General features: G+C 70.5%; 26 protein-coding genes and 1 tRNA gene. 11 read left to right on the top strand and 16 right to left on the bottom strand.

What is annotated here, in order from left to right; all coding sequences use genetic code 11:
• Positions 1-76: 76 nt before the first annotated feature.
• From otsB to C8D81_RS01355, 3 genes are all read left to right on the top strand, one after another.
• Positions 77-919 (top strand): trehalose-phosphatase, encoded by an 843-nt coding sequence (gene otsB, locus C8D81_RS01345; protein WP_094429347.1) that lies wholly within the window; start codon positions 77-79, stop codon positions 917-919.
• A gap of 91 nt (positions 920-1,010) precedes the next feature.
• Positions 1,011-2,528: a polysaccharide deacetylase family protein gene (locus C8D81_RS01350; protein WP_166646625.1), complete on the top strand. Its 1,518-nt coding sequence runs from the start codon at positions 1,011-1,013 to the stop codon at positions 2,526-2,528.
• A 1-nt stretch (position 2,529) separates the two neighbouring features.
• Positions 2,530-3,612 carry a hypothetical protein gene (locus C8D81_RS01355; protein WP_133625415.1) on the top strand — a complete coding sequence of 361 codons (1,083 nt, stop codon included), beginning with the start codon at positions 2,530-2,532 and terminating at the stop codon, positions 3,610-3,612.
• A gap of 18 nt (positions 3,613-3,630) precedes the next feature.
• Here the strand turns inward: C8D81_RS01355 and C8D81_RS01360 are convergent.
• The 5 genes from C8D81_RS01360 to C8D81_RS01380 form a co-directional block, all read right to left on the bottom strand.
• A tRNA-Ile gene (locus C8D81_RS01360) sits at positions 3,631-3,707 on the bottom strand.
• A gap of 86 nt (positions 3,708-3,793) precedes the next feature.
• On the bottom strand, positions 3,794-5,116 hold the full coding sequence (locus tag C8D81_RS01365; protein WP_166646626.1) for a glycosyltransferase family 87 protein: 1,323 nt from the start codon (positions 5,114-5,116) through the stop codon (positions 3,794-3,796).
• Positions 5,117-5,230: 114 nt separating this feature from the next.
• Positions 5,231-6,637, bottom strand: coding sequence for a glycosyltransferase family 87 protein (locus C8D81_RS01370; RefSeq protein ID WP_166646627.1), 1,407 nt, complete (start codon positions 6,635-6,637; stop codon positions 5,231-5,233).
• Positions 6,628-7,443 carry an HAD family hydrolase gene (locus tag C8D81_RS01375; protein ID WP_094407205.1) on the bottom strand — a complete coding sequence of 272 codons (816 nt, stop codon included), beginning with the start codon at positions 7,441-7,443 and terminating at the stop codon, positions 6,628-6,630. Before C8D81_RS01375 ends, C8D81_RS01370 begins: the two co-directional genes overlap by 10 nt.
• Positions 7,440-8,423 carry a hypothetical protein gene (locus C8D81_RS01380; protein WP_094424717.1) on the bottom strand — a complete coding sequence of 328 codons (984 nt, stop codon included), beginning with the start codon at positions 8,421-8,423 and terminating at the stop codon, positions 7,440-7,442. Before C8D81_RS01380 ends, C8D81_RS01375 begins: the two co-directional genes overlap by 4 nt.
• 192 nt (positions 8,424-8,615) lie before the next feature.
• Here C8D81_RS01380 and C8D81_RS01385 point away from each other — a divergent pair, with 192 nt between their 5' ends.
• The 6 genes from C8D81_RS01385 (at position 8,616) to C8D81_RS01410 (ending at position 14,206) form a co-directional block, all read left to right on the top strand.
• Positions 8,616-9,722, top strand: coding sequence for an AAA family ATPase (locus C8D81_RS01385; RefSeq protein ID WP_094424719.1), 1,107 nt, complete (start codon positions 8,616-8,618; stop codon positions 9,720-9,722).
• Positions 9,723-9,745: 23 nt separating this feature from the next.
• A complete protein-coding gene (locus C8D81_RS01390; RefSeq protein ID WP_094360479.1) occupies positions 9,746-10,786 on the top strand; it encodes a DUF58 domain-containing protein in 1,041 nt (346 codons plus the stop codon).
• On the top strand, positions 10,783-11,760 hold the full coding sequence (locus C8D81_RS01395) for a VWA domain-containing protein (RefSeq protein WP_094360481.1): 978 nt from the start codon (positions 10,783-10,785) through the stop codon (positions 11,758-11,760). Before C8D81_RS01390 ends, C8D81_RS01395 begins: the two co-directional genes overlap by 4 nt.
• A complete protein-coding gene (locus tag C8D81_RS01400) occupies positions 11,760-12,719 on the top strand; it encodes a VWA domain-containing protein (RefSeq protein WP_229118172.1) in 960 nt (319 codons plus the stop codon). Before C8D81_RS01395 ends, C8D81_RS01400 begins: the two co-directional genes overlap by 1 nt.
• A 69-nt stretch (positions 12,720-12,788) precedes the next feature.
• On the top strand, positions 12,789-13,508 hold the full coding sequence (locus C8D81_RS01405; protein WP_133625417.1) for a YggS family pyridoxal phosphate-dependent enzyme: 720 nt from the start codon (positions 12,789-12,791) through the stop codon (positions 13,506-13,508).
• Positions 13,509-13,708: 200 nt separating this feature from the next.
• Positions 13,709-14,206: a DUF3145 domain-containing protein gene (locus C8D81_RS01410; RefSeq protein ID WP_094360486.1), complete on the top strand. Its 498-nt coding sequence runs from the start codon at positions 13,709-13,711 to the stop codon at positions 14,204-14,206.
• A gap of 295 nt (positions 14,207-14,501) precedes the next feature.
• Here the strand turns inward: C8D81_RS01410 and C8D81_RS01415 are convergent, their stop codons facing one another.
• The 5 genes from C8D81_RS01415 to C8D81_RS01435 all read right to left on the bottom strand — a co-directional run bounded on the left by C8D81_RS01415 (position 14,502) and on the right by C8D81_RS01435 (position 18,850).
• Entirely contained in the window at positions 14,502-15,224 is a 723-nt protein-coding gene (locus C8D81_RS01415) for an aminoglycoside 3'-phosphotransferase (RefSeq protein ID WP_133625418.1), read from the bottom strand.
• Positions 15,225-15,233: 9 nt separating this feature from the next.
• Positions 15,234-16,493, bottom strand: coding sequence for a beta-ketoacyl-[acyl-carrier-protein] synthase family protein (locus C8D81_RS01420; RefSeq protein WP_094404150.1), 1,260 nt, complete (start codon positions 16,491-16,493; stop codon positions 15,234-15,236).
• Positions 16,494-16,593: 100 nt separating this feature from the next.
• Positions 16,594-16,839 (bottom strand): acyl carrier protein, encoded by a 246-nt coding sequence (locus C8D81_RS01425; protein WP_094360492.1) that lies wholly within the window; start codon positions 16,837-16,839, stop codon positions 16,594-16,596.
• Positions 16,840-16,894: 55 nt separating this feature from the next.
• Positions 16,895-17,905 (bottom strand): beta-ketoacyl-ACP synthase III, encoded by a 1,011-nt coding sequence (locus tag C8D81_RS01430; protein ID WP_094360494.1) that lies wholly within the window; start codon positions 17,903-17,905, stop codon positions 16,895-16,897.
• The gene (locus C8D81_RS01435; RefSeq protein ID WP_133625419.1) at positions 17,906-18,850 is read right to left on the bottom strand and encodes an ACP S-malonyltransferase; all 945 of its coding nucleotides are present in this window, start codon (positions 18,848-18,850) and stop codon (positions 17,906-17,908) included.
• 252 nt (positions 18,851-19,102) lie between these two features.
• Between C8D81_RS01435 and C8D81_RS01440 the strand changes: the two genes are divergently transcribed.
• Complete coding sequence (locus C8D81_RS01440) at positions 19,103-19,441, top strand: DUF6506 family protein (RefSeq protein ID WP_133625420.1); 339 nt, start codon at positions 19,103-19,105, stop codon at positions 19,439-19,441.
• Positions 19,442-19,488: 47 nt separating this feature from the next.
• Entirely contained in the window at positions 19,489-20,055 is a 567-nt protein-coding gene (locus C8D81_RS01445) for a hypothetical protein (protein ID WP_133625421.1), read from the top strand.
• Here the strand turns inward: C8D81_RS01445 and C8D81_RS01450 are convergent.
• The 6 genes from C8D81_RS01450 to C8D81_RS01475 are packed head-to-tail and all read right to left on the bottom strand — an operon-like array spanning position 20,045 to position 24,736.
• Entirely contained in the window at positions 20,045-20,566 is a 522-nt protein-coding gene (locus tag C8D81_RS01450; protein WP_133625422.1) for a hypothetical protein, read from the bottom strand. The genes C8D81_RS01445 and C8D81_RS01450 overlap by 11 nt on opposite strands.
• Positions 20,563-21,141, bottom strand: coding sequence for a hypothetical protein (locus tag C8D81_RS01455; protein ID WP_133625423.1), 579 nt, complete (start codon positions 21,139-21,141; stop codon positions 20,563-20,565). The genes C8D81_RS01450 and C8D81_RS01455 overlap by 4 nt, the downstream gene beginning before the upstream one ends.
• Entirely contained in the window at positions 21,138-22,457 is a 1,320-nt protein-coding gene (locus C8D81_RS01460) for a hypothetical protein (RefSeq protein WP_133625424.1), read from the bottom strand. The genes C8D81_RS01455 and C8D81_RS01460 overlap by 4 nt, the downstream gene beginning before the upstream one ends.
• Before the next feature lie 25 nt (positions 22,458-22,482).
• A complete protein-coding gene (locus C8D81_RS01465) occupies positions 22,483-23,022 on the bottom strand; it encodes a hypothetical protein (RefSeq protein WP_094404144.1) in 540 nt (179 codons plus the stop codon).
• Positions 23,023-23,039: 17 nt separating this feature from the next.
• Positions 23,040-23,513, bottom strand: a complete 474-nt coding sequence (locus tag C8D81_RS01470; RefSeq protein WP_094360506.1) for a GNAT family N-acetyltransferase — start codon at positions 23,511-23,513, stop codon at positions 23,040-23,042.
• Positions 23,510-24,736 carry a PucR family transcriptional regulator gene (locus C8D81_RS01475; RefSeq protein ID WP_094360508.1) on the bottom strand — a complete coding sequence of 409 codons (1,227 nt, stop codon included), beginning with the start codon at positions 24,734-24,736 and terminating at the stop codon, positions 23,510-23,512. The genes C8D81_RS01470 and C8D81_RS01475 overlap by 4 nt, the downstream gene beginning before the upstream one ends.
• Positions 24,737-24,742 lie beyond the last annotated feature (6 nt).

The following is a 24,742-nucleotide window of genomic DNA, read 5'->3' on the forward strand; positions in this document are numbered from 1 at the left end:
GGTACGGGGGTCATTCTAGATACCCCCGATCCGGGCCCGGCAGACGGGTGCCGGCTCGATCTGGAAGGCTGGCCCCATGCCAGACACCGCACGGATCAACGAACTGGGTGGCACGTCCGAGGGGGCCCGGGCCGTCGCGGCCATGGTCGCCGATCCCTCGCACTGCCTGTTGGCGCTCGACTTCGATGGGGTGCTGGCCCCGATCGTCCCGGACCCGGAGCAGGCGTACGCCCTGCCCGCGGCGATCGCCGCGCTGTCGCGGCTGGGCGGGGTGCTGCCGCTGGCGGTGGTCACCGGCCGTCCGGCGCGCACCGCGGTCCGGCTCGGTGGGTTGGATCGGGTCGAGGGCCTGGAACGGCTGGTGCTGCTCGGCCAGTACGGGGTGGAGCGCTGGGATGCCGAGACCGGGGAGTTCAGCGAACCGCCGGATCCCGAGGAAGTCCGCCAGCTCGCCGCGGAACTGCCGGAAATGCTGTCCGGGTTGGGATTGCCGGATGTGTTCATCGAGGACAAGGGCCGTGCGGTCGCCGTGCACACCCGCCGCGCCGCCGACCCCGCGGCCGCCCTGGCGATGATCGCCGAGCCGCTGACCCGGCGGGCCACCGAGCTCGGCCTCCATCTCGAACCGGGCCGGAACGTGCTCGAGGTGCGCAGCCCGGGTCAGGACAAGGGGATGGCGCTGCGCGCGCTGGTCGCGGAGAAACACGCCCGCGCGGTCGGGTACGCCGGTGACGACCTGGGTGACATCCCGGCGTTCGAGGCCGTGGAATCCCTGCGCAGGGAGGGAATCGCGGGGGTCACCGTCGCCTCCACCTCCGATGAGCAGCAGGCGCTGGCCGAACGCGCCGACGTGGTCCGGCGCGGCCCCGAGGGGGTCGCCGACTGGCTGGCCGGCCTGGCCGAACTGCTGGGCCGCTGACCCGGGCCGCAGGGCGCGGCGGGTGCGAATCGGTGGTGCGCTGGCCCCGGTACGGATAGCCTGCTTGCGACCGAGAACCCCGGGGGAGCCCATGCGCCGACCATCCACCCTCGCCGCCCGCCTGCTGGTGACGCTGGCCCTGATCGCAGGCCTGCTGCTGCCGTTCGCGCCGCGGGCAAGCGCCGCGCCGCCGGTGATCGGTGCCATCGCCCAGAAATGGAACCAGGTCCGCAGCATCGTCGGTGAACCGCTCGAACCGGAGTTCTGCGGTCTGCGCGAGGGAGGCTGCGCGCAGCGATTCCAGCGCGGCATGATCTATTGGTCACCGGCCAGCGGCGCCGCGTTCGTGCGCGGCTCGATCCAGCAGCGCTGGGGGACCTTCGGCTGGGAGACCGGATTCTACGGCTATCCGACCACCGATGAGTTCTGCGGGTTGCGCGACGGTGGCTGCGGGCAGCACTACCAGCGCGGCTCGATCTACTGGTCGCCGGCGACTGGGGCGTACGACGTGCGCGGTGCGATCCGCGACATCTGGAGCTTCCACGGTTGGGAAGGCGGGATGTCGGGCTATCCGACCAGCGGCGAGTTCTGCGGGTTGCGCGACGGCGGCTGCGGGCAGCGCTACCAGAACGGCGCCATCTACTACTCCCCGGCCGCGGGCACCCATCGGATCTTCGGCGCCATCTGGCAGGGCTATTCGGCGATCGGCTGGGAGACCTCATCGCTGGGGTACGCCACCGAGGACGAGTTCTGCGGGTTGCGCGACGGCGGCTGCGCGCAGCGCTTCACCGGCGGCTCGATCTACTGGTCGCCGGCCTCCGGGGCGTACGCCGTGAAGGGCGCGATCGCCGGCTTCTGGGCCGAGAACGGCTGGGAGAACGGACGCTTCGGATACCCACGCAGCAACGAATCCTGCCGCACCGACAACGGTGTCCGGATCTGCGACCAGGACTTCACCGGCGGCCGGATCACCTGGCGCAGCGACCGCGGGTTCATCACCGGTGTCGACTGCCGGGTGCAGAAATGCATCGCGCTCACCTTCGACGACGGACCCAGCCCCTACACCGACCGGCTGCTGGACACGCTGTCCCGGGAGGGTGTGAAGGCGACCTTCTTCACCGTCGGCTACAACGTCAGCGCCCGGCCAGCGACGATGCGCCGGATGCGTGACCTGGGCATGGAGATCGGCAGCCACACCGTGAACCATCCGGATCTGCGGACGAAATCCGAGAGTGAGATTCGCTACGAGATCGGTGACAACCAGCGCCGCATCGAGTCGGTCACCGGGGTCCGGCCCGGATATCTGCGGCCGCCCTACGGTGCCCACAATCCAACCGTGGAACGGATTGCGGCCGAGAACCGGATGGCGATCGTCAACTGGAGCTACGACACCTGGGACTGGCGCGATCGTGATCCGAACCTGATCGCGAACCGGGTGATCAACGAGGCCGGACCGAACTCGGTGGTGCTGATGCACGACCTGCACTCGACCACCGTCGATGCCGCACCGGCGATGGTGCGCGGCCTGAAGGAGCGTGGCTACACCCTGGTCACCGTCAGCGAACTGCTCGGGCCCGCGCAGCCGGGGCAGGTGCACTACCCGAGGTGACATGGACCGCGTTCGGGCACCGATTCCCGCGATCATCGCGGCGCTGGTGCTCGCCGGCTGCGGTGCCGGTGGCGGTGGAGACGGCCAGGGCTGGGACCGGATCCGGTTGGAGTTCGAACCCGATTCGGTGACCGCGGCGCCCGCCGGCGCCCTGCTGATCGGCGGGCACACCGGCACCGGCGAGGACACGAAACCGGCCTATGCGGTGCGGATCGAGGGCCGGGTGTCGCCGCGGACGGTGGTGCCGTCCACGCCCTATGGACAGCTGGCGTCGCTGGTCGCGGTCGGGGCGGCCGACCGGGCGTACGCGCTGGGTGTCGCACGCGGCGGTGCGCATGGCAATCCGCGCTGGACCGTCTGGGTCGCCAACGGGCGAGGGGATCCGCTGATCGAGCACGAGCAGGTGTTCTGGGTCTTCGGTGGGCACGAGTCGGGCACCATGGTCGCCCAGGTCGCCACCCCCCGCGGGCCGGTGGTGGTCGGCAGCTGGGCCGGGGCGGTCGGGATGGATGTGGCGCTGTGGCTGGGCGACCCGGACGGCGCCCGGTACGCGCGCCGGGAGTCGGCCGGTACCGAGTTGGCCTCGACCTCGACCCGGCAGTACGAGGCGCACGGTGCCACCGCCGCGGGGGACCTCACGGTGATCGCCGGCGAGCAGTTGGCGTTGGATCGTGAGTTGCTGCGCCAGCCGGTGGTCTGGTTGTGGGAGGGCGCGGACCGGCCGGTACGCCGGGTCGAGCTGCCCGCCCCCGAGGGCCGGGCCGACTCGGCGGCCTGCGGTGCCGGACGCTGCTGGGTCGCCGGCGTGGCCGAGGGCCGGGCCGCGCTGTGGCAGGTCTGGCCCGGGCCGGTGCAGCGGGTCGAGCTGGCCGAGCTGCCGGTGGACCGGGAGGCGACGGCATACGTGCTGGTCCGGGGGAGCGAGCCGATGGTGCTGACCACCGCCGGCGGCCGGGCCCGCCGGGTCGGGGTGAGCGGTGACGGGCCACCCGGCCGGGTGATCGGTGCCGCCGGTGCCGCCGACGGGGAACAGTTCGTGATCGTCACCGGGGATTCCGGACGGGAGCTGTGGCGGGTGGGGTGAGTCCGCCTGCGGTGTCGGTGGTGCGCCGAGTGGGGCTTGAACCCACGACCCAGGGATTATGAGTCCCTTGCTCTGACCGGCTGAGCTATCGGCGCCTGCGGCGGTCATCCTAGCCCGCGTGGCTTCGACTCGCTGGCGCTCGCTCAGCCGACGCGGGCGCTCGCCAGACGGCGGTGGGCGGTCACTTCTCGTCGTGGTGGGGTTCGGCGGAATCGCGTACCGGGCTGCCGACAGCGGTCGCACCACCGGAACCGGCCCCGGCACCGACCGCGACGGCCGCGGGTGCGCCGATCTCGCGTTCGCGCAGGGTGAGCGGCAGCCAGGGCAGGCCGTTGCGGCGGCGTACCCAGATCGCCATCCCGATGGCCAGCAGGAAGAAGCCGATGCCGAAGATCATCGAACCGGCGTCGATCAGCTTCTGGCCGAGGGTGTACTTGAACTCGTCCTCGCCGTCCTTGAACTGCATGAACGGGGCGTACATCACCCAGATCGCATAACCCAGGCCGTAGAAGCGCAGGAACTCCGGCAGCCCCTTGTCCACCAGCAGCACGATCGTCAGGGGCAGCACCCAGACGAAATGGTGGCTCCAGGAGATCGGGGAGGCGAGCAGCGCGGTGTAACCGGTGATGCAGACCGCCAGCCCGGCGTACCCGTTGCGATGCCAGAGCACCGCCGCGGCCACCCCGATCACGCAGACCAGCGCCGCCAGCACCAGGCCGCCGAACGGGATCTTGTCCGGGTTCACCTCGGTGAAGCGGACGTAGTTCCCGATGATCGACTGGTTCGTGTAGTACTTCATCCCGGTGTTCAGCCCGGAGTCGCCGTTGATCAGCCGGCCCCAGAAGACCATCGACTGGCCCGGCAGCACGACGAACCCGATCACGGTCGCGGCGACGAAGGACAGGAACGTCACGATCGCCGCGCGGACCTTGCCGGAGAGGAACAGATAGACCGCGAAGATCGCCGGGGTGAGCTTGATCGCGGTGGCGATCCCGGTCAGCCAGCCCTCGGGCAGGAAGCGGCGGCGCAGCACCCGAGGCCCGGGCATCAGGTCGTAGACGACCAGCGCCATCAGCAGGATGTTCACCTGTCCGAAGCCGAGGGTGACCCGCAGCGGCGACATCAGCCACATCGACGCGGTCGCCACCAGCGACAGCTGCCAGCCGGAGAACCGCAGCCGATAGCAGATCGCCATCACCATGAGCACGTTCAGGATCAGCCAGACGATCTGGCCGCCGGCCTTGTCCAGCAGCGCGAACGGTACGCCGAGCAGGGCCGCGAACGGCGGATAGATGAACGGCAGCCAGTCACCGGAGATGCTGTAGAAGTCCTGACCGGCGAGCACCCGGCCGGCGGTCCGCACGTAGACGTCCCAGTCGATCATGTTCGGCCGCCACGGGGTGAACGAACCGTCCGCGATCTCGGTCGCGCCGGCGTAGAGCCCGGCGAACAGCGGGGGGAGCGCGTAGATGATCCACAGCGCCGCCTGCTTGACCGTCTTCATGCAGTGCCCTTCATGCGGCGCCCCTCGCAGGGCACCGGTCGTCGTCCATCGTCCATCACTGGTACGCCGAGTCCTGGCCCAGCCAGCCCTCATCCGTGCCGCACAGCGGCAGCATCACGACAATATCCGTTTCGGCCGCGATCGTCGGCCTCGCCACGGGCCTTGGCCGATATCGCGTCGCGCGCCGTCACCGGCGGTCACCGGGACCCGCGTGGATCCGCTCGGCTCCTCCTCGACCGCCTCCGTGGCCGGTGCTGCGTCCGGGGTCGGTTCGGTGTCCTCGTCGGGGTCGTCGTCCCCGGGGCGCTGCCGCTGCGGCGTACGCCCGCCCGGTACGAACAGCAGCGCCACCGCCAGCAGTGCGGCCGCGACATCGGGTCCGGCGGCGAACCACTTCTGGGCGATCGAGTATTCGAAGATCTCCCGACGCGCCCACGGCGCCCCGCCGAGCAGCTGCTGCGGATTGATCAGGCACCACAGCACCACCACCAGGGTCAGCACCCGCTGCCACTGCGGCAGCGGCCGGCGTACCCGGCCGGTGGCGCGCCAGGCGGCGTACCCGAGCGGCAGCACCCAGGTCAGGTGGTGGCTCCAGGCGATCGGGTTGGCCAGGCTGGACGCCAGCCCGAGCACCCCCAGGGCGAGCACCGGACGCCCGGTCCGGTGGCAGCGCCAGGCGGCCGCCAGCGCCAGCAGCACCAGTGCGCCGGCCAGCAGCAGCCCGATCCGGCCGCCCTGCTCGACGCCGAGGAAGCGCTGGGTCGCCGAGGTCACCGAGATGTTGCCGATCCAGCCGAACGCGTCCGGGTTGGCACCGGAGTCACCACCAGCGAGCCGCGCCCAGTAGCCCAGTGCCGGCCGCGGGGCGACCGCGATGCCGAGCAGCACGGTGCCGAGGAAGGTGCCGGCGGCGACCAGGCCGTCGCGACGGCGCCCGATCAGGAAGAGATGGACGATGAACACCCCGGGGGTGAGTTTCAACCCGGCGGCCAACCCGATCAGGACACCACCGGGCAGGATCCGTCGCCGCCCACCGGTCGGGCCGAGCAGATCGAGGACCACCATCGCCATCAGCAGGATGCCGAGCTGACCCAGCCGCAGCGTCGCCATGAACGGATCGGTGAGCAGCAGCACCGCCGCCGCGGCCACGCTCGCCGACCAGCCCGGCATCCCGAGCCGGCGCAGCACCGCCAGGGTGAGCACCCCGTTCAGTGCGGTCCAGACGAACTGCGCGACGCTCCACGGCAGCAGGGTGAGCGGGATCGCCAGGAGGGCGGCGATCGGTGGATAGAGATAGGGGAAGGTGACGACGTGGGTGTAGAAGTCGACCCCGGCGAGCAGGTCGTTCGCGGCGAACAGATAGACCTGCAGATCCTGGGTCCAGGGTCGCCACGGCCACAGCGACGGCGGGGCCACTCCGGGCGGTGCGGGCGGCGCCAGGTTGACCGCGGAGTAGCAGGCCCCGAGCACCGGGAGCACGGCGAGCGCGAGCCAGCGCAGCAGGCGTCGGGTTACAGCCACGTGCGGATAGTACGCCCGACGGCGGACTCCGCGTTGCTTCCGATGACCGTGGCGCCGAGGTCGCGCAGGGATTCGTGCCCATTCGCCATCACATGGGGCTGACCGGCCCATTCGAGCATCGCGCGATCGTTCGGCATGTCACCGAAGGCGGCGACGTCGGCGGCCTCGATACCGAGCGAGGCGGCGTACTCGGCCAGCGTGTGTGCCTTGGTGACCCCGGGCGCGCTCACCTCGATCAACCCGGGCAGCTCGGCGAAACTGCTCCAGGTCAGTGTCACGCTCTCACCGACCACGGTGGCGGCGCGCGCCGCCAGTGCCTCGGAGCCCAGGTTCGGGTGCTGGACCAGCAGCTTCACCGGCGGCTGATCGAGCAGCTGTTCGATCGGGCCGATGAAGAACCGGGGGTCCTCGGCCAGTTCGGAGGCCGGCTGCCAGCCGATCCGGTAACCGGGCTCGCTGCCGAACTGCAGCCCGCGCTCCACCCCGAAACTCGCCTCGGGCAGTTCGGCGCGCAGGTCGGCGATCACCCGGCAGGCGACGTCCACCTCGATGGCATGGGTACGCAGGGCCCGGTTGTCACCGAGATCCCACAGCAGGGCACCATTGCTGGCCACCACGATCGGATGCCCCACCGGCAGGTCGGCGATCACCTGCAACCAGCGCGGCGGCCGGCCGGTGGCGAAGACCACCAGCAAGCCGGCCTCGAGCGCGTCCGCCACCGCCGCGGCGTTCTCCGCGCTCACCGTGCCGTCGGGGGAGAGGAAGGTGCCGTCGAGGTCGGTGGCCACCAGGCGCGGCCGGCTCACAGCCGCGACGGGGGAGTCGGGGTGCCGCCCGGGCTGGCGGTACCGGTGGTCGTCGGGCCCTCCGGGCCCGGGGTGGCGCTGCCGCTCTGGGTCGGCGACTGGCTCGGGGACTGGGAGCCGTTGCCCGGCGCATCGGTCGGCGAGGGCGTCGGGGTCGCGCTCCCCGGCGGCGGGGTCGGCGGCGGCGAGCCGGGGGAGCCGGTACCGGACTGGGGGCTCTGCGGCTGGCCGGTGCCGGACTGGCCGGTCTGCGACTGCGGGGACTGCGGGGCGGAATCGTGGAACAGCCAGATCGCGATCAGCACCGCGATCGTCGCCAGCACCATCATCAGCGCCCAGGACGCCAGGATGCTCAGGAAGCCGGCCCGGGTGAACCGGCCCGGCCAGGGCAGCGGCCAGACCCGGTTGTGGCCGGGGGCGAACCGGTCCACCCACGGCAGCCGGTAGTCCGGTCCGCTGGGGCGGCCCATCGGGGCCAGATCGATCAGATCCACCTCGGCCAGGATGCCGCGCGCGACCTCGGAGATCCGGCGGTCGTTGGCCGGCTCACCGGTGAGCGCCAGCGCGGCCCAGGGGGCGATCGGATGACTGTCGTCGGGGTCGACCGGGTCGTCGTCCTCGGAGCGGAAGCGCCGGCCCAGCCGACCCTCGTCCTGCTCGTGGCCGCCGCGGGCCAGCACGTCATCGATGTGCAGCGCGTTGACCATCCCGGAGAACCGGTCCCGGGCGTTCTTGTCCCCGGCCGCGCCGGCGTGCAGCTGGATCAGCACCGCCGCCTGGTCGGCATCGGTCACCGTGCCCCGGGTCAGGTGCTGGACACCGTCCCCGTGCGCCAACCAGGCCGTGCCCGAGGGCCGCCAGTGCAGCCGCCCGTCCAGCCAGAAGTCGCCGACCTTGGCCGGATCCTCCGGCAGCACCGGAGTGACCTCCAGCCCGGACCAGCCGGCTCCGGGCTGGGACTCGTGGTCGGTGTTCGGCATCCATCCTGCTTCGGCTCGGGATCGATTCGCGACACCCTGGCCGCGACGGTCTCGGCACCGGGGGCCGGCACCGCCCCCATTGTGCCAGTGCCCTGGTGCGGTACCGGATTTCACTGGGTGTGCCGGGGGTGTGGGTACGCTGGGGCGAGCCCGCGAGAGCGACGCCAATCCGGTGAGTACAGGAGAGATTGAGTGACCAGTCCGACCAGCCAGCCCTCGGCCAGTGGTCAGCCCGCCAACAATCAGCCCGCCGGCCAGCAGTCGGTGAACACCCAGGACGCCGCACGGCTGCTCGGCGACGCGATCCGGCAGGTGCAGCGGATCATCGTCGGGCAGGAACACATGGTCGAGCAGCTGATGGTCGGCCTGCTGGCCAAGGGCCACGTGCTCCTCGAGGGCGTACCCGGGGTGGCCAAGACCCTGGCGGTGCGCTCCTTCGCCACGGTCGTCGGCGGCGACTTCGCCCGCATCCAGTTCACCCCCGACCTGGTGCCCTCCGACATCGTCGGTACCCGGATCTACCTGGCCACCCAGGAGAAGTTCGAGGTCGAGCTGGGCCCGGTGTTCGTGAACTTCGTGCTCGCCGACGAGATCAACCGGGCGCCGGCCAAGGTGCAGTCGGCGATGCTGGAGCTGATGGCGGAGAAGCAGGTCTCGATCGCCGGCCACACCTATGACGCGCCCAAGCCGTTCATCGTGATCGCCACCCAGAACCCGGTCGAGTCCGAGGGTGTCTATCCGCTGCCCGAGGCGCAGCGCGACCGCTTCCTGCTCAAGGTCGACGTGCCCTATCCGCGTGGCAACGAGGAGTTCGAGATCCTGCGGCGGATGAGCGTCAGCCCGCCCGAGGCGCGCCCGGTGCTCGACCCGAGCCTGGTGCTGCGACTGCAGCAGCAGGCCTCCGAGGTGTTCGTGCACAACCTGGTCGCCGAATACATCGTCCGGCTGGTGCTGGCGACCCGGTCGCCGGCCGAGTTCAACATGCCCGATCTGACCTCGGTGATCCAGATCGGCTGCTCCCCGCGTGCCACCCTCGGCCTGGTCGCCGCCTCCCGGGCGCTGGCGCTGATCCACGGCCGTGACTACGTGCTGCCGACCGATGTGCAGGCCGTCGCGAAGGATGTGATGTCGCACCGGCTGGTGCTCGGCTTCGATGCCGTCGCCGACAACATCCAGCCGACCCAGGTGATCGACCGGATCCTGGCGATGGTCCCGCCGCCCACCCCGGTGTGGAACCAGCAGGGCGGCCAGCCGAACCGCGACCAGCAACAGCAGCAGCCCGACTTCAACCAGCACTGAGCGGGACGGACCGAGGGAACGACGTGAGCCAGCACCCGATCGATTTCACCGCCCCGGCCGCCGCGGCCTCGGTGCTCGGTGAGCCGACCCGGGCCACCCTCCCGCTGAACAAGCTGGCCCCGGAGGCGGCGCTGCGGCGCCTCGAGCTGGCGATCGTACGCCGCCTCGAGGGTTTCCTGCACGGGGACCATCTGGGCCTGCTGCCCGGGCCCGGCTCGGACACCAACGATGCCCGCGAATACGTGCCCGGCCAGGACGATGTGCGCAAGATGGACTGGGCGGTGACCGCCCGGACCACGGTGCCGCACGTCCGGGACACGATGGCCGACCGCGAGCTCGAGGTGTGGGCACTGCTGGATGTCACCCCGTCGATGAACTGGGGCACCGCCGGCATCACCAAACGCGACCTGGGCATCGCCGCGGTCGCCACCATCGGTTTCCTGAGCCAGAAGATGGGTGACCGCTTCGGCGGGATGATCATGAAGCCCGACGGGATCCGCCGGCTGCCCGCCAACTCCGGGCGTACCGCCCTCTATGGCCTGCTCGGCAAGATGCTCGAGGAACCGATCGTTCCCGACCACGCGACCGGCCCCTACGACCTGCCCGAGGGCATCGAGCAGCTGGCCCGCACCCAGCGGCGCCGCGGGTTGCGGGTGGTCGTCTCGGACTTCCTCACCCCCGGTGATCACGAACTCGATCCCAACGTCGAACCGCCCTGGGAGCGGGCGCTGCGCCGGCTCGCGGTCCGCAACCAGGTGCTCTGCGTGGAGGTCGTCGACCGGTTCGAGCTGCAGTTCCCCAATGTCGGCGAGATCCTGATCCGCGATCCGGAGACCGATTTTGAGCGGTATGTGAATACTGGAGATGCCGCCGCCCGACAGCGGATGGACGCCGCCAGCGCCGCACAGCGTGAACGGATCCGGATCGCACTGCGTCGGGCCGGGGTGGGCCACATCCAGTTGCGTACCGACCGGGACTGGGTCGCCGATATCGCCCGCTTCGTGCTGGCCTATCGGCGGGTCGCCAGCATGTTGCACGCACCACCGCAGGGGGTGAGCCGATGATTCCACTGGACGGGTGGCTGCCCAACTTCTCGGCGCCCGGGCGGTTGATCTGGCTGATCGCGATCCCACTGCTGGTGGCCGCGTATTTGTGGGCCTCGCGCCGCAAGAACCGGCGCGGGATGCGCTTCACCAACACCTCGATGCTCGGCGCGGTGGTGCCCAAGCAGTCCCAGTGGCGCCGGCATCTGGCGGTCGCGTTCTCGCTGCTGTCCCTGGTCAGCCTGACCGGCGCCTGGGCCAAACCGGTCGCCCAGGTCGACGTGCCCCGGGAGCGGGCCACCATCGTGGTGGTGCTGGACGTGTCCCAGTCGATGGCTGCCAACGACATCAAACCCGACCGGTTGACCGTCGCCAAGAACGGTGCCAAGGATTTCGTGCAATCGCTGCCGGAGAAGTACAACGTGGCGCTGGTCGCGATGTCGGGCAACCCGTCGCTGGTGATCCCACCGACCCTCGATCGGGCCGCGATGATCCGCGGCATCGACTCGCTCCAGCTGCGCGACTCGACCGCGATCGGGGAGTCGATCGTCGTCGGGCTGCGGGCGCTGGACATGGCACCCAAGGACAAGGCCGACGGTGACAAGCCGCCGCCCGGTGCGATCGTGATGCTCTCCGACGGCACCAACACCCTCGGCCGGCCGGCCGAGCAGGGCGCCCAGGAGGCGATCCAGGCCAAGGTCAAGGTCTACACGATCGGCTACGGCACCGAGAATGGTTATGTGGACCTGGACGGCAAGCGGGAAGCGGTGCCGGTGAACCAGGCCCAGATGGAACGGGTCGCGCAGATGACCGGCGGCTCCTACTTCCGGGCGGCCACCCCCGACCAGCTCAAGAAGGTGTACGAGAACATCGGATCCTCGGTCGGTGTGGAGAAGGCCGAACGCGAGACGACCGCCGCCTGGGCGGGCTGGGGTCTCGGTTTCGCCGCCCTCGCCGCGCTGGCCGCGATCTCCCTGGCTGCGAGGTGGCCATGATGCTGATTCCGCTCGACCTGCCGAACTTCGCCCACGCCGGGCGGCTCTGGGCACTGCTCGCGATCCCGGCCCTGGCGGGTCTCTATCTGCTGCTGCTCTGGTATCGGCGCGACACCGGCCGGCGGACGCTGCTGATCAACCCGGATCGGAAGTGGGTACGCCACCTGGCGGTGGTGCTGGCGATCCTCAGCCTCGGCATGCTGACCGTCGCCTGGGCGACACCGCGGCAGACGGTCGATGTGCCCCGGGAGCGGGCCACGGTGGTGGTCACCCTGGACGTGTCGCTGTCGATGGAGGCCGCCGATGTGCCGCCGAACCGGCTGGCGGCCGCCAAGACCACCGCGAAGGAGTTCGTGAACTCACTGCCGCCGGCGTTCAATGTCGCGGTCGTCGAGTTCGCCGGGAACGCCTCGATCGTCGTCCCGCCGACCACCGACCGCGGCGTGGTGAACGCCGGTATCGACAATCTGCAGCTGCGGGAGTCGACCGCGATCGGTGAAGGCATCTACACCGCCCTGGATGCGCTGCTGATGGTGCCGCCGGATCCGCGGGATGCCGACGGCCAGGTCCCGGCGACGATGGTGGTGCTCTCCGACGGTGAGTCCCAGCGTGGCCGCAGCGCCTTCGCCGCCGCCACCGAGGCCAAGAAGCGCGGCGTACCGGTGAACACCATCGCCTTCGGCACCGAGAGCGGCTACATCGTCGACAAGCGCACCGGGCGTCGGGAACCCGTCTCGGTGAACAAGGAGCAGCTCGCCGAGATCGCCGCCACCGGCGGCGGCAAGGGCTACTACGCGCCGACGGTGGAGAAGCTGCGCGAGGTGTACGCCGACATCCGCCGTTCCGCCGGCACCGAGAAGGCCTATCAGGAGGTCACCTCCCGCTACGTCGGCGGTGGCCTGGTGCTCGGCCTGCTCGCCGCCGTCGGCATCGTCTCCCTCGGGGCCCGCTGGCCGTAGCCCGCCCACGCTCATCGAGTAGGTCGCGCAGCGACCGTGTCGAGATGTGCACCCCGCTAGGTTGGCCCCATGACCTCCGACATCGCCGCCAACCTCGCCACCATCCACCAACGGATCGACCGGGCCGCGGCGGCCGCCGGACGCAGCAGCGAGGAGATCCGGTTGCTGCCGGTGTCCAAGACCAAACCGCCGGAAGCCGTGCTGGAGGCGTACGCCGCGGGGGAGCCGATCTTCGGCGAGAACAAGGTCCAGGAGGCCCAGGCCAAGGCGGAGGCGCTCGCCGACACCGACATCCGGTGGGCGGTGATCGGGCACCTGCAGACCAACAAGGCGAAGTATCTGGCGCGGTTCGCACACGAGTTCCATGCCCTCGATTCGCTCAAGGTGGCGACCGAGCTGGAGAAGCGGCTGCAGAACGAGGGCCGGGGGCTGGACGTGTTCATCCAGGTGAACTCGTCGGGGGAGCCGCAGAAGTTCGGGCTGCCGCCCGAGGAGGTCGCCGACTTCGCGCGGGAGTTGCGGGCCTTCGATGCGCTGAACGTGCGCGGGCTGATGACGCTGGCGGTGTTCGCCGAGGACCCGGAGGTGGTCCGGCCCTGTTTCGAGCGGATGCAGCAGCTGCGGCAGCGGCTCCGCGACGACGACCGGGCCGCCGGCAGCTATGACGAGCTGTCGATGGGGATGAGCGGGGACTTCGAGCTGGCGATCGCCCACGGGGCCACCACGGTACGCGTCGGGCAGGCGATCTTCGGGGACCGGTTGGATCCGAACGACTACTGGCCGGGGTGACACCTCGACTCGCTCCGCTCGCTCGGTGGGTGTGGAGCGTGATCGCTCGCTCGGTGGGCGTGGAGCGTGATCGCTCGCTCGGTGGGCGTCGTCAACCCGCCGCGCTGGTGCAGAAGTGACTTGTGATGCACAATGGGCGCATCGTTCGTCCACGTTTTGAGGATGTCGGGGAAGGCAACCCTCAAGCCTTGGGAGGAACGATGAGCACGACCCGTGGAGTTCTTTTTGTCCACTCCTCGCCGTCAGCGCTGTGCCCGCACATCGAATGGGCCGCCGGCGGCGTACTCGGCATGCCCACCTCCCTCGACTGGACCGGGCAGCCCGCCGAGCGCTCGGCGTACCGCGCCGAATACTCCTGGCAGGGGCCCTCCGGCACGGCTGCGCGGCTGGCGAGCGCGCTCAAGGGCTGGCAGAAGCTCCGCTTCGAGGTGACCGAGGACCCCAGCCCCGGAGTCGAGGGTTCTCGGTACGCCTACACGCCGACTCTGGGCGTCTTCCACGCCACCACCGGCATCCACGGCGACATCATGATCCCCGAGGACCGACTGAAGGCCGCCGTCGTCACCGAGGCGCTCGGCGGGAAGTCGCTGCACGACGCCGTCGACGAACTCCTCGGCCGCCCCTGGGACGACGAACTCGAACCCTTCCGGTACGCCGGCGAGGGCGCCCCCGTGCGCTGGTTGCACAAGGTCGTCTGAGGCCGCCGCCGATTCCGCCGCACCGACCAGATCCTCCGACCCCGCGCGGGTGTCTGCCGAGATCCGGGTGGCCGCTTCCTTGTTGCGACCCCCCTCAAACCGATGCACGTTTGATCCCAAGCTGGCATCAAGGAAATCGCTGATGCACGGGAGGGATCAAAGAAATGTCTGATGCTCACCACGCATCAAACCGATCTTTGATGCTGTCTGGGCATCAAGAAAATCTTTGATGCTGTCCGGGTATCAAGGCCGTATCGGTTGGCGGCACCATCCCAAGGGCCATATTCCGGACAGGTCAGCCGAGCTCCCAGGCGCGGCGGTGGAAGGCGCGGCGTACCGGGTCGTCGGGAATGCCATAGCTGGCGAGGAAGCGCGGCCACCAGCCGGGGCCGAAGTTGTGCTCCAGGCTCCAGTGCGCCGCGCCGAGATCGGACCAGTGGTCCCCGACGCCGAGTTCGCCCAGGTCGACCAGCCCGACGAGACCGCCCGCGTCGTCGACGATGGTGTTCGGCGCACACGGGTCGCCGTGGCAGACGACCAGCCGATCGACCGGTGGCGGCGCACCGAGCTCGGCCAGCGCGGCAGGGGAGAGCCGGGTGAGCGGCTCCCGGCGCCACGGGCAGGCGGTCACCGGTGCCGTCTCGTGCAGGCGCCGCAGACCGATACCGAGGGCGTCGATGACCGGTCCGGGATCGGTGGAGAAGAGCGGATCGATGGTGTTGCGGCCGGCCAGCGCGCGGGTGTGCAGCCAGCCGTGACCGTCGGTGAGACCGGCGCCCAGCACCTCCGGTACCGCGATGAACTCCCGCGCCCAGCCCAGCTTCGCCGCTTCCAGCTCGGGATCGAACTCCGGATGCGGCGGCCCGACCTTGACGAACTCGGCGTCGCGTTCACCGGCACCGATCCGCCAGGTCGTCCCGCCGATCTCGTTCGCCCAGACCGCGCGGGGGAGCGGTCGCCCACCGGCGATCCGGGCGACCACTGCGGGCACCGCGGGATCGACGGCAGGGACGCTCACCGGCTCGGTTCAGTCCTCGGTGACGTTGGCGTTGGTGAAGGCGATGGCGACGTTCGGGCCGCCGAAACCGAAGGAGTTGTTCAACGCGGCCAGCTCGCCGGCGGGCAGCTCCCGGGCGGTGTTGGCGGCGATGTCGATGCCCAGGTCCGGTTCCGGATTGGCCAGGTTGATCGTCGGCGGCACCTGCCGGTTCTTCAATGCCAGCACGGTTGCCAGCGACTCGAGCGCACCGGCGGCGCCGAGCAGGTGGCCGGTCATCGACTTGGTGCCGGTGACGATCGCCCTGTTGTCCTCACCGAGCGCCTGCCGGATCGATCCGGCCTCGGTGATGTCACCCTGCGGGGTGGAGGTCGCGTGCGCGTTGACGTGGGCGATGTCGGCGGCGGCGAGGTCGGCGTCCGCCATCGCCCGCTTCATCGCCGAGGCCTGTCCCTGACCGGTCGGGTCGGGCTGCACGATGTCGTGTGAATCGGCCGACATCCCTGCCCCGGCGAGGGTTCCGTAGATCTTCGCGCCGCGGGCCCGGGCGTGCTCGAGGGTCTCCAGCACCAGCGCCACCGCACCCTCGCCGAGCACGAAACCGTCACGATCCACATCCCAGGGGCGGGAGGCACCCTCGGGGTCGTCGTTGCGCCGGGACAGCGCCTGCATCTGACCGAACGCGGCGATCGGCAGCGGGTGGATGACACCCTCGGTGCCACCGACCACACACACGTCGGCGCGGCCGGAGCGGATGATCTGCAGGCCCTGGGCGATGGCCTCGTTGGAGGAGGCGCAGGCCGAGACCGGGGTGTGCACACCGGCCCGCGCGCCGATCCGCAGCCCCACCTGGGAGGCCGGCGCATTCGCCATCAGCATGGGAATCGTGAACGGCGAGACGCGGCGGACGCCGCGCTCCTTCATCACATCCCAGTTCTCCAGGATCGAATGCAGGCCGCCGATCCCGGTACCCACCGACACAGCCAGCCGGTCGCGGTCCAGGTCGTTCTCCTCGCCCAGCTTGAAGCCGGCATCGGCCCACGCCTCGAGTCCGGCCACCACCGCCAGCTGGCTGGCCCGGTCCATCCGGCGGGCCTCGACCCGCGGCACCACCTCGGTGGGTTCGGTGGCGACCCTGGCGGCGAACCGGGTCGGCAATTGCTCGGCCCACTCCTCGGTGATGGCGTGCACGCCGGTACGCCCGGAGACCAGGCCCTCCCAGGTGCTGGCGACATCGCCACCGAGCGGGGTGGTGGCGCCCAGACCGGTGATCACAACGGTGCGGCTCATATCGACTCTCGTTCGGTTCGGTTCGGCTCGGATGGGGTGCTGGCGGGGAGTGCGGAACCGGCGGGATCCCTGTCGATACAGGGAACCCGCCGGTCTCGACTCAGGACTGGGCGCGCTCGATGTAGGCGACGGCGTCGCCCACGGTCTTCAGGTTCTTGGCCTCCTCGTCGGGGATCGAGACCCCGAACTTGTCCTCGGCGGCGTAGATGATCTCGCTCATCGCCAGCGAGTCGGCGTCCAAGTCGTCGATGAAGGACTTGTCCATCTGCACGTCCTCGACCGGCACATTGACGACCTCGTGCACGATCTCGGCGAGCTGGCTGCGGATCTCTTCGGTGGTGGCCATCTGCTTTTTCTCCTTTTTCTTTCCTGGTTGGAAAATCTTGGTGGGTGGTTCTCGGTCAGGGCAGCACGATGACCTGGCCGGCGTACACCAGCCCGGCGCCGAAGCCGACGATCAGCGCGATCTGGCCGCTGTGGCCCTGGCCCTCGGCGTACAGGGTCTCGATCGCCAGCGGGATGGAGGCCGCCGACGTGTTCCCCTGCTGCTTGATGTCGCGGGCGACGGTCACGTGCTCGGGCAGCTTCAGGGTGCGGATCATCGCGTCGGTGATCCGGTTGTTCGCCTGGTGCGGGATGAACACCTCGAGGTCGTCCACGCTGATGCCCGCACGGTGCAGCATGTCGAGCGTCTTGCGGGCGACGGTGGTCGACGCCCACTTGAACACCGGCCGGCCGTCCATGTGCAGCTTCGGCATCCCCTCACCCTCGTAGTCGGGGATCATCGGGGTGTGGATCACCTCGGCGGCCTCGCCCTCGGAGCCCCAGACGACCGGGCCGATGCCGGGGGTGTCGCTGGGCCCGACGATCGCCGCGCCGGCGCCGTCGGCGAACAGGAACGCGGTGCCCCGATCGGTCAGGTCGGTGATCTCGCTGAGCTTCTCCACCCCGACCACCAGCACGTTGGTGGAGGCCCCACTGCGGACCAGCGCATCGGCCTGGGCGATGCCGTAGCAGAAGCCGGCGCAGGCCGCGGAGACGTCGTACGCCGCAGCGGTCCCGGCGCCCAGTTCCTGAGCCAGTTGCGGGGCCAGGCCGGGGGTGGTCTGGTGGTGCGAGACGGTCGCGACGATGACGGTGTCCACCTGGTCCGGGGTGAGGCCGGCACGTTCCATCGCCTGCTCACCGGCCCGCTTGGACATCAGCATCACGGTCTCGTCGGCATTCGCCCAGCGACGCTCGGTGATGCCGGTGCGCTGCTCGATCCACTCGGGGGTGGACTCGATCATCGTGCACATCTCCTCGTTGCTGACCACCCGCGAGGGGCGGTAGCTGCCGAAGCCGAGGATCCGGGAGTAGGGGGAGCCGGCGGGCGCCTGGATCTGCCGGCGGCCGGTGCTTGTCTCGGTCATCTACGAATTCTCCGTCCCCGCGCCGTGCCGGCGTACGAAATCCTGCGCCTCGGTGAGCTGGTCGGGGCTGTTCAGTGTGAACAGTTCGACGCCCTTGAGATTGCGCTTGGCGATGCCGGTCAGCGTACCGGCCGGTGTCAGCTCCAGCAGCCCGGTGACACCCAGCTCGAGCATCGTCTCCATGCAGAGGTCCCAGCGCACCGGATTGGCCACCTGGCCGACGATCCGCTGCAGCACCTCGGCACCGTCGGTGACGACCTGGCCGTCGGCATTGGACAGCAGCCGGATCCGCGGATCCTCGGTGGTCACCGCCGCGGCCAGCTGCTCGAGGTGGGCGACGGCCGGCGCCATGTGCCTGGTGTGGAAGGCACCGGCGACACTGAGCGGTACCAGTCGACAGCGGCGCGGGGCGTCGTCGGCGAGGGCGGCCAGCTGCTCGGTGGTCCCGGCGGCGACGATCTGCCCGCTGCCGTTGTTGTTGGCGGCGGTCAGGCCATGCTTCTCGATCGCGGCGAGCACCTCGTCGCGATCCCCGCCGACCATCGCGGTCATCGAGGTCGGGGCCACCGCGGATGCCTCGGCCATCGCCTTGCCGCGTTCGCGGACCAGCACCATCGCCTGCTCGGGGGACAGCACGCCGGCGAAGGCGGCGGCGGTCAGCTCGCCGACCGAGTGGCCGGCGCTCACCCCGGTCAGCCGGTCGGCCTCGTCCGGTTCGTCGAAGAGGGCGGCCGAGGTCAGCAGTCCGGCCGCGACCAGCAGCGGCTGCGCGATCGCGGTGTCGCGGATCGTGTCGGCGTCGGCCGTGGTGCCGTAGTGCACCAGATCCAGGTCGGCGACCGCCGAGAGCCAGCGCAGCCGGCTGGCGGATTTCGGATCTGCGACCCACGGTTCCAGGAAACCGGGAGTCTGGGCACCCTGACCGGGCGCGACGATTGCAAGCACGGTCCAACTCTGTCGGTTCCCGGCCCGGCGCGCGTGCACCGACGCCACGAAAAGGGCAAAACGATTTTGTCGGATTCCCACAATCGGGGTCCGGGTTCGGGGTGGGGTGTGCGCTGGGACATGCAGTAACCGGAATCGACCGGTTGGTAATCCCAGTCCCACTGGGTTTGATCATGGATTTCTCGGACTACTGCATGTCCCAGCGCGGCGACCATTGACTTCAACCGCACGTGAGGTTGCAGCATCCAACCCATGACCACTGATGTGACCGACCAGCGTGCCCCGCTCACCTGGGCCGCCATCCTCGAGCATCCCGGCGCCGACCCGGTTCGGGACCGCCACGAACTGAGCGCGCCCGGCATCCGCGCGCTGATCGTGCCGGTTCCCTCCGGTGCCCTCGCCGCCGAGGTCGCCCGGGACCTGGCCGATGAGGGGGTACGCCTGATCGAACTCTGCGGCGGCATCACCACCGCCGACGTCGCCGCCGTCCAGGAGGCCGTCGGGGACCGGGTCGCGGTTGGCCACGTGCTGTTCTCCGTCGAGGCCCTGGCCGGCGCCGCTGCGTACGCTCGCAGCGCCCAGGAGAACTGACCTGACGGTGCCAGCGGGGCGGACCCGCGCCGTTCTACACTGCCGCGGTGGCCAAGCATCGGATCGTGCAGACCTGGCTCGGGGCCGTGCTCGCGGCAGCGGCCGTGGCGCTGGTCGGGGTGAGCGTGCTGCCGGCGGCGTTCGCGGCCCGGACCGACCGGGTCAGCACCGCGGCGCCCGGTGAACTCATCGACGCCGGGGCCTACCAGCTGCGGGTCGACCGGTTGCGGAGCTTCCGCGACGCCGAGGGGGTCGCCAGGCTGGTGGCCGAGGTCCGGGTCACCAACCGGCACAAGGAATCGGTATCCCTGGAGCTGGTCCCGATCACCCTCGACCTCGGGGATCGGCCACCGATGGAGATGGAAGCCCAACTCGGCGACGGCGTGGGATCGAGCTCTGATGTGCAGGTGCGCAAACTATCCCCGGGACTGGTGGACCGGACGGCCGTGGTCGTTCCCACCGACGACGATCTCGCTCGGAATCCGCTGCCGCCGGAGGTGACCGTGGTGGTGGCGCGTACCGCCAGGGGGGACCGCTCGGTGACCGGGATCGTGCCGACCTGGCAACCGGACGGCCGCACCGTCCGGGTGCGGCTCCCGGTCCTCACCGGGTGACCAGCCAAACCTTTCCGTCCGCAGCGATCCGTGCGCCGCGGATCCCGTCGGCATATCCCTCCTGCACCCGGAACAGAGTGGTGTAGGTCCCGGTCTCCCCGCGATTCAGCGTGCAGCCGTAGAAGCCGTTGAAGGTGGCTTCCGGGTCCAGCGAGCGGAGGCGGGTGTCGCGCCAGGTGAGCAGGTCGGTCGAGCCGACCAGCTTGATGTCCGCACAGTAGTCGTTGGCGTTGAGGGTGGTGGTGAGGGTGACCGCGACCAGCGTCTCACCGGGGCGGGCGCGGGCCGGCTCCACCGGGAATCCGGGGGCGGCATCGGGCGGATACAACTCGGTACCGATGTCGATGCGTTCCATCCGATAGGTGTCCGCGCCCACCTGCGCCACCTTGCCCACCGACTGCCAGGGCCGCTGGTCGTTGCGCGGATCGCGTTCGCCGGCCCGCCACCACAACCCGGTGAGCACCAGGGCGGTGAGCAGCAGCAGCGCGAGGGTCCGGAAGAGCCCACTCATCGGAGCACCTCCTCGGGCCGGTCGTCCTCGAGATGCACCACCGCGTCCGCGGGCGGATTGCCCACGGCCGAGAGGTCGATCCGGATCCTGGCCCGCCACTCCAGACCCCGCACCTGATCGAAGCTGCCGCCCTGGTTGAGGATCACCTCGGCGCCCGACCCGAGCCGGTCCAGGTCGCGGCGGCTGATCTCATAGACCGCGACGCCATATCCCCGGTACCCGGGTTCGGAACCGCCGAGCGGGTTGTTGATCGAGGTATAGGAACGGCCCAGGAACTCCAGCGTCGCGCCCTCCACCGCGCAGTAACGAGTCAGCGAGTCCACCGCGAAGCCGACCGATACCAGCAGCCCGTCGGCGCGATAGGGCTGCTGGCCGTCCGCCTGATCCTCCGGGCTCTCGTACGCCTGCCGCGCGGCCCTGACCTCACTCACCCGGACCCGGCACCCGTCGAAGGTGTACGCCTCCGAGGCCGGGCCGCGGACCCCGACCAGCAGCTCACCCGGTTTCGGGATGGCGGTCGCGATCGCCCCGGCCAGCAGCAGCACGGTCAGCGCGCCACGCAGGAGGCGGCTCATCGGTTCACCGCCAGGGGCTCTGGCTCCCCGGGCTCCGCCGCGGCGGCCTCCGGCGCGCTCCGGCGGCGGGGCCACGCCAGGCAGACCTGGAAGGCAACGGTGAGCAGCGCCAGCCGCAGCGCCTCCAGCGGCAGCATCAGCACATCGCTGGTCGCCTGGGCCGCGAAGGCGTACACCGCGGGCCGCTCACCGATCAACCAGACGTAGACCCAGGTCCCGATGAAGTCGGTCAGCAACCGCAGCACCCCGTAGCAGACCAGGAAACCGGCCAGGAAGAGCAGCCCCGGGCGTACCACCAGCCGCAGCGCCTGGAAGGTCGGCACGTAGCGGTCGTCGATATCGCCGAGGAAGGCCTCCTGGAACTCCAGCCAACCGCGCCGGACCGTCCCGGACTCCCGCAGCCGCCGCAACCGGCGCCGCTCGACGGCCGGGGCGTCGCTGCGACGCCGCCACAATTCGGCCACCGACAACCCGCCGGTGCCGAACACCAGCGCCGCGACGGCCAGCCAGAGCAACGGCTCGAACACCGCGGTGCCGAGCGTCGGCCAGGCCGTCTCGGACCAGAACCGCCAGAGCCGGGCGAAGAAGTCCGGATGACCGAAGGCCTTGGCGAGCTCGCGCAGGAAGCCTTCGATCCAGGCCGAGAACTGACGCCCGGCCAGCCAGTTGCGGACCAGTTCCAACACCCGGCCACCGACCAGGATCAAGGTGAGCAGGAAGAACGCTTCGAAGAAGGCGCCGACCAGGCCGAGCAGGGTGCGTCCCGAGCGTTCACCCAGCAGCTCCAGCGAGCGCCGCAGCAGGTAGGCGCCGACGATCACGATCACCGCGATCCCGAGTCGGCTGCCGTTCGCGGTCGGGTCGAGCAGGTCGGAGACATGATCGGTCAGGGTGGGGTTCGCCAGCCAGATGTCGACCAGTTCCAGTTCGGCCGCCCGCTGCCGGACCTTGTCGAAGGCCGCGTAGATCCCCAGCAGCGGCAGCAGGGTGACCGCGACCAGATCGGTGAGCCGATTCGGTGCAGCGGCCGGGGCGCTCTCGGCGGCGGGCTCCGCCGATGGTCGTCCGGTTCGGGCGAGCCATTCCCGGCCGAGGATGTGCAGCACCGCCACGGTGGCGACCACGGTCGCGACCAGACCGAGGCTGAACACCACCAGGGCCAGCCAGGAGTTGTACCGGATCAACATCGCCGCACCCCAGAGCGCGACCTCGGCCAGCAGCCACGCGGCCAGCAACCAGCTCAATGTGGCGGGGAGGGTGCGCCACCAGATCTGCGCGGTGGTGGCCGCGAGCCGGGCCGGATGGGCAGCATGCACCGGCTCATCGTAGAAGCCGGAAGGGCTACCCGAGCGGCCCGCCGACGTGCCCTTCGGGGAGGGTTCGCTCACCGGCCCAGGGTCGCTCGTGGGTGACCACGATCCACAATCCGGCGATCAGGCAACCGGCCATCGCTGCCTGCCACAGGTACCAACCGGGCTGGCGCACGAACAGGTCGCCGACGGTCTCCTCGGGAACGTACAGCTCGATGCCCACCCGGGCGAGGATCAGCAGCGCCAGGGCGATACCGGCGACCGCGAGACCGGGCCAGATGGGTGAGGGACGCCGGGCGGCCAGATACAGCAGGACCAGGATCGCCACCGTACCGAGCGGCAGGGCGACCGCGGTCAGCATGCCGGCGGCTGCCCGGTCGTCGAAGATCTCGGTCGCCAGCCAGAAGCCGTACGCCTGATCTGGCAGTCGGCGCGGGGGCAGCGACGGTTGCCACTTCGCCACCCATGGCATCGTCAGCGACAGCACCGCGATCCAACCGAGGACGAGCCCGGTGATCCGGGGTAGCTGGGCCCGCGACAGCGTCGCCGGGCCCGGGGCGTCGGTGCTCATGGGCTGGTGCTCCCTTCTCAGCGGCGGATCATCTCCAGCTGGATCCGGCCCGGAATCCCGCGCATCGGCTCGGTCCGGCCGGTGGGTTCGAAGCCGTGCCGGGCGTACAGCTTGCGTGCCGCGATGCTCTCGGTCTCCACCCACAGCCGCAGGGTGTCCGAGCCGCGGCCGGCGGCCATCGCGACGGCGGCCTCGACGAGCAGGTCGGCGACCCCGCTGCCGCGGTGGGCGGGGATGACCCACATCCAGACCATCAGTTGGTTCCCGTCCTCATCGGGGCGTACGCCGACCGTGCCGACCGGCTCGCCGTCATCGGCCGCCCAGAGGCTGTGCCCGGAGCCCGCGCGGGCCTGCCAGTAGCTCTCGGTATAGCTCCGCTCCTCATCGAAGGAGGACCCGAAGGCCCGCGGGGCGTCGCTGAGGGTGGCCAGCCGCAGCGCACGCATCAGCTCCCAGTCCTCGGCGGTGAAACGATGGATGGTGATCGTCACCGGTTGTCTCCAGAGGTCGACTGCGGGCCGACGAGCCGGCCCAGGGTGAGTGCCATCCGCAGCACATAGGCATCCCGCGGATCGCTGGGATTGAAACCGGTCACCTCGGCGATCCGGCGCAACCGGTAACGCACCGTGTTGGCATGGACGAACAACCCGCGCGCGGCGCCCTCGATCGAGGTGCCGGCGTCCAGGAAGGCGACCAGGGTCTCCAGCAGGCCTCCTCCGGCCTCGGCGAGCGGGCCGAAGACGTCGTACGCCAGGGCGCGCCGGGCGTGCCCGTCACCGGCCAGGGCACGTTCGGGCAACAGGTCGGCCGAGCTGACCGGGCGGGGTGCCTCGGGCCAGGCGACCGCGGCGCGCAGCCCCGACAGCGCCGAGCGGGCCGAGGAGGAGGCGTCGACCAGGTGGTCCACCGCCGGTCCGAGCACCACCGGGCCCGGCCCGAAGAAATCCAGCAGCTGCCCGACCAGCGCCAACCCGCTGTCGGTCTCGCCGAGCGCGTCCCCGCCGAGCACCAGCACCAGCCGGTCACCCTGGGTCGCGGAGAGCACGTCGACGTGCTGGCGACCGGCCGTCCGGCGCAGCAGCTCACCGAGCCGGGGGTCGTCACCGTTGGGCGAGGCGCCGACCGCGACCGCGACGGCGCTGGTCGCGGTCCAACCCATCGTCGAGGCCCGGGAGAGCACCGACTCGTCGGTCTCGCCGCGGACCACCGCATCCACCACCAGGGCCTCCAGTCGGGCATCCCAGGCGCCGCGGGTCTCGGCCGCGCGGGCGTACACCTCGGCGGCGGCGAAGGCGATTTCCCTGCTGTAGTTGATGATCGCGACCTGGGCGACCGGGCGATCACCGCGTGGCAGCAGCTCCTGCAGCTTGGTCTCCACCACCTCGATGGTGGTGCGGACCAGCTCGACGGTCTGGTGCAGGCTGATGTGTCGGGCCAGGGCGCGCGGTGCGGTGGAGAACACCTCCAGCCCCGAGGAGGCCGCCTCCGGGTCGGCGAACCAGGTGATGAAGCCGTCGATCCCGGCGCGGGCCACCACGCCGACCCAGGAGCGGTGTTCGGCGTCCAGGTTGGTGAACCACTCGTGCCGCTGCTCCATCTCCGCGGTCGCTGCGGTGGCCATGGTGGCGGCGATCCCGGAGAGCCGCTTGGTGATCGCGGCCCGCTGGCGCGCGGACAGCTGGGGCGAGCGGGCGCCGCGGGACTCCGGGGTCATGGGGGA

It is taken from the genome of Enemella evansiae (assembly GCF_004362375.1).
GTDB lineage: Bacteria > Actinomycetota > Actinomycetes > Propionibacteriales > Propionibacteriaceae > Enemella > Enemella evansiae.

Bases quoted from the DNA above. Each gene is read 5' to 3' on its own strand.
- otsB (WP_094429347.1), top strand. From the start codon at position 77: ATGCCAGACACCGCACGGATCAACGAACTGGGTGGCACGTCCGAGGGG.
- C8D81_RS01350 (WP_166646625.1), top strand. From the start codon at position 1,011: ATGCGCCGACCATCCACCCTCGCCGCCCGCCTGCTGGTGACGCTGGCC.
- C8D81_RS01355 (WP_133625415.1), top strand. From the start codon at position 2,530: ATGGACCGCGTTCGGGCACCGATTCCCGCGATCATCGCGGCGCTGGTG.
- C8D81_RS01365 (WP_166646626.1), bottom strand. From the start codon at position 5,116: ATGAAGACGGTCAAGCAGGCGGCGCTGTGGATCATCTACGCGCTCCCC.
- C8D81_RS01380 (WP_094424717.1), bottom strand. From the start codon at position 8,423: ATGCCGAACACCGACCACGAGTCCCAGCCCGGAGCCGGCTGGTCCGGG.
- C8D81_RS01395 (WP_094360481.1), top strand. From the start codon at position 10,783: ATGATTCCACTGGACGGGTGGCTGCCCAACTTCTCGGCGCCCGGGCGG.
- C8D81_RS01400 (WP_229118172.1), top strand. From the start codon at position 11,760: ATGCTGATTCCGCTCGACCTGCCGAACTTCGCCCACGCCGGGCGGCTC.
- C8D81_RS01405 (WP_133625417.1), top strand. From the start codon at position 12,789: ATGACCTCCGACATCGCCGCCAACCTCGCCACCATCCACCAACGGATC.
- C8D81_RS01410 (WP_094360486.1), top strand. From the start codon at position 13,709: ATGAGCACGACCCGTGGAGTTCTTTTTGTCCACTCCTCGCCGTCAGCG.
- C8D81_RS01420 (WP_094404150.1), bottom strand. From the start codon at position 16,493: ATGAGCCGCACCGTTGTGATCACCGGTCTGGGCGCCACCACCCCGCTC.
- C8D81_RS01425 (WP_094360492.1), bottom strand. From the start codon at position 16,839: ATGGCCACCACCGAAGAGATCCGCAGCCAGCTCGCCGAGATCGTGCAC.
- C8D81_RS01430 (WP_094360494.1), bottom strand. From the start codon at position 17,905: ATGACCGAGACAAGCACCGGCCGCCGGCAGATCCAGGCGCCCGCCGGC.
- C8D81_RS01440 (WP_133625420.1), top strand. From the start codon at position 19,103: ATGACCACTGATGTGACCGACCAGCGTGCCCCGCTCACCTGGGCCGCC.
- C8D81_RS01450 (WP_133625422.1), bottom strand. From the start codon at position 20,566: ATGAGTGGGCTCTTCCGGACCCTCGCGCTGCTGCTGCTCACCGCCCTG.
- C8D81_RS01455 (WP_133625423.1), bottom strand. From the start codon at position 21,141: ATGAGCCGCCTCCTGCGTGGCGCGCTGACCGTGCTGCTGCTGGCCGGG.
- C8D81_RS01465 (WP_094404144.1), bottom strand. From the start codon at position 23,022: ATGAGCACCGACGCCCCGGGCCCGGCGACGCTGTCGCGGGCCCAGCTA.
- C8D81_RS01475 (WP_094360508.1), bottom strand. From the start codon at position 24,736: ATGACCCCGGAGTCCCGCGGCGCCCGCTCGCCCCAGCTGTCCGCGCGC.